Source organism: Pseudomonadota bacterium, from assembly GCA_010028905.1.
In the GTDB taxonomy this organism is placed as follows: Bacteria; Vulcanimicrobiota; Xenobia; order RGZZ01; family RGZZ01; genus RGZZ01.
In genome coordinates this window covers 1-3,100 of sequence record RGZZ01000541.1, presented here as the reverse complement: position 1 = coordinate 3,100, position 3,100 = coordinate 1, and the positions used below count along the sequence as shown (strand labels likewise).

Below are 3,100 nucleotides of genomic sequence, written 5' to 3'. Positions count from 1 at the left end.
ACGCGGCCCATCGCCAAGCCCTGTTGACGTGCCGCGTCCGGAACAGCGTGTGAGCGGGGGAGGAACCAATCTCGCGGACGCCGCACCTGTGCCGGCTCCGCCTCACCTCCCCGTTCCGCAGCACCGCCCTATGCGAGCGGATTGCGCAGGAAGTCCACCACGCTCAGCACGAGGGCGACAGCGGACACCACGTACATGTACGTCACCCCTCCCCCCAGCACGACGGTCATGAGGGCGAGGACGGGGCCGATCTCGATGCCCGCCAGCACGAGGATCACGGGCGTGACGGGCGATGTCGTGGGCGTGCGCGACAAGACCAGCGACCCGACCAGCGCGAACACCCAGAGAATGGGCAAACCAATCTTGAAGAAGCCAACCATCTGTGCCACTCCGGTCGACGGCGCCACATTGTTGCCGAAGAGGAGGGACGCGATGAGCGCATAGATGACGATGCTCGCGGCAAATGTTACCCGAAGTATCAGCGTGTTGAGCTGCATGTGCCCTCCGTTAGATAGGCCCCGCTCACCGCGAAAAACGGCGACGATATCGAGGCACTCACATAGAGCACGCGCGAACCGCGCGCCTCATCGCGCGTGCCGCGCCACGAACCGGGCGAAGACGATCTGGGTGCACAAGCCCCAGGCCACGCCGATGACCGTGCTCCCCACGAAGAACGCGAGCGTTCCGATGACGGGAATGATGTTGAGCATGGCCAGCCCCATCGTGACGATCACTGCTGACCCGAACACCCCGAGCCAGTTCCCGAGAAACGCAAGTGGCGCGCGCGCAATGAGACCGCCCCACACCGCCGGGTTGAGCGCGTCTCCCACGCGGTCGGTCACCGCGAAGCGACACAGCGCGATGGGCGCAGGGAGCGAGCAGGCCAGCAGTACCAGCAGACCGATCGCAAACCCCAGCACCAATCGCAAGAAGATATCGACAGCCGCATCGCTGTGCCCTTCGCTGATGGCCGACAGCACAGCCACGAACGCCGGTGCGGCCATCACCAGGAGCACCGTGAACGGCACGAGGATGAACGCGCTGACGACAACACTGGCCCACGAGCCTTCGACAAAGAGGCGCCCCCACTCGTCCCAGGGGGGGAGATCGGCGTCGCCGCCGCGCAGGATCTTGCGCGTGTAGCGCAAGATGTAGCCACACAGGAAGATCTGTCCGACCATGGGGATGAAGTTGATGAGACACCCCACCAGCAGTCGGTTCGCCACATCTCTTCCCTGGAACGGGAGCATGAGCGCATCGACCCACGAGATCTGGTCGAGAGGCACGCCGGGCGCCGCGGGCGCGCCTCCCGCGACGGAGAGCCCCCCTCCGCAGCGTGGGCAGAACAACGTAGCCGACCCGCCGATGCTGGCACCACAGTGTGGACAGTACACAGACATTCCCTCTCTCGACAGCGCCGCGCGCCACTTCGCGGCTTCCGCGCGGCGCAGGGTGCAGACCCGCGCACCTGTCTCAGGCGTTGAAGTTCCGCGTTCAGGGAAGTTCACGCCCTCCGGCCCTCGTCCCTTCCCCCGCCCACTGCACGCCGACCATTCGCGACAACGAGGCGCGCAGGCCAGAGGGGCCTCAACCCGCCGTCCCGAACATCGGGACCAGGGCGTGGCCCAATCGAGGAGGACGTCGCTTCCTTGCCAGACCCGTTCGATGATGGCGACCCGAAGCCCCCAGAGCGCGGCGTGACGCGTCGCGTCGGCGCAAGCGTGGGGCGGGTTGCGGGAAGCCTCGCGGGCGGTGCGGCGCGAGCGGTGGGCGCGATTGCCAGAGGCGCCTGGAACGCCGCCGGCGCCCTGGCGGGGGGAGCGACCTCCGCGGCCTCGGCGGTCCGGCGGTCGCGACGACAGTCTCGTGGACGCCGCTTCGGGAACCCCGTGTCGCCCGCGCTCGAGCGCCTCTCTGCCGCACAGGTGGCCGATCGCATGGCGGCCTGGGCCACTGCCAACGCGCAGCCGTTCACCCGCGACACCCTCAGCGACGCCATCATGCTGCGATTCACCCACCGCAGCGGCAAGCCGTCGGTCGTCTGGTTCGTCGAAACCGCCACTGAAGCCGCCTGCCGCGCGGCGCGCGAGTGCACCGGCGCCGATGCGGCGCTGGCCCTCGTATGCTCGCGCTGGCCGCCGGAACGCCTCGACCTGGAACCCGATCTGCCCGTCTACGTCTGGCGCGATTCGCTGCGCTCGCGCACGGGCGCGAACCGCGCGTCGTCCCTGGTCGACGCCTGGCTCGGTGACGAGCAGGTGAAGACGCGCCCCCTTCCCCTCACCTCGCGCGGGGGAAGGCCCGAGACCGCCGCGGAGATCGTGGGACGCGAGGCGGTGGTGAGCACCTTTCAGGCGCTGGCGCAGACGCCGTGGTGGCGCCTCGAGTCTCACGCCACCCTGTTCTGCGTCAAGGCCGCCCCAGGGATGGGAAAGAGCTTCCTCATCGAGCAGCTCCTTGGGCGCTGCCGCCCCTGGGCGGTCTTCGGGATTTCCGACCATCACGTGGTGGAGTCGGGTCCGAACGATGTCTTCCGCGTGCTCGCCGATCTGGCGCGCTCGCTGAATGCGAGCGGATGTCCGACCCCAGGGTTCGACGCCCACCTGCACGCCCTGCGCCGTACCCAGAGGCCGCACGGCGCGCCCCCCGAATCCCCGCGCGCCTCGAACCTCATCACGGTCTCGAACGCGCTGAAGCACGCCGCGCCCTACGCGGGCCGCTTGCACAAGGTGGCCCCGCCCGCCTTGCACCTGCTCTCGATGGGCTTCGAGAAGTTCGAGGCCCAGCAGCAGCAGCAGCTTCAAGACCTCATGGGAAGCGAGCCGGTGCGCGCCCTCACCCAGGCCTTCGCCCGTGACCTCGAGCGGTTCACGAGACGCGAGCGCCGAGGTGCGCACATCGCACGCCGCGTGGTGCTCTGCTTCGACAACTACGAGCTCATCGGCCCCGTGGTCGACACGTGGCTTCGCCAGCTCTTCCTCGACCAGGTGAGGTCGATCGCTCCGCTCGTGCTGATCGCGGGGCGCCTCACCCTCGTCGAGTACAGCAGCCGATGGACCCCGTACCTGCCGCGCACCCGGTCGTTCACCCTCGCCCCCTT

General features: G+C 68.5%; 3 protein-coding genes. 1 reads left to right on the top strand and 2 read right to left on the bottom strand.

Going from position 1 to position 3,100, the window contains the following annotated elements:
• Window positions 1-128: 128 nt before the first annotated feature.
• Window positions 129-497, bottom strand: coding sequence for a hypothetical protein (locus EB084_22535; protein ID NDD31042.1), 369 nt, complete (start codon window positions 495-497; stop codon window positions 129-131).
• Between the two features lie 87 nt (window positions 498-584).
• The gene (locus EB084_22530; GenBank protein ID NDD31041.1) at window positions 585-1,400 is read right to left on the bottom strand and encodes a DUF4013 domain-containing protein; all 816 of its coding nucleotides are present in this window, start codon (window positions 1,398-1,400) and stop codon (window positions 585-587) included.
• A 249-nt stretch (window positions 1,401-1,649) separates the two neighbouring features.
• Here EB084_22530 and EB084_22525 point away from each other — a divergent pair.
• Window positions 1,650-3,100, top strand: a 1,451-nt coding sequence (locus EB084_22525; protein ID NDD31040.1) for a hypothetical protein, incomplete at its 3' end; no start/stop codon positions are given.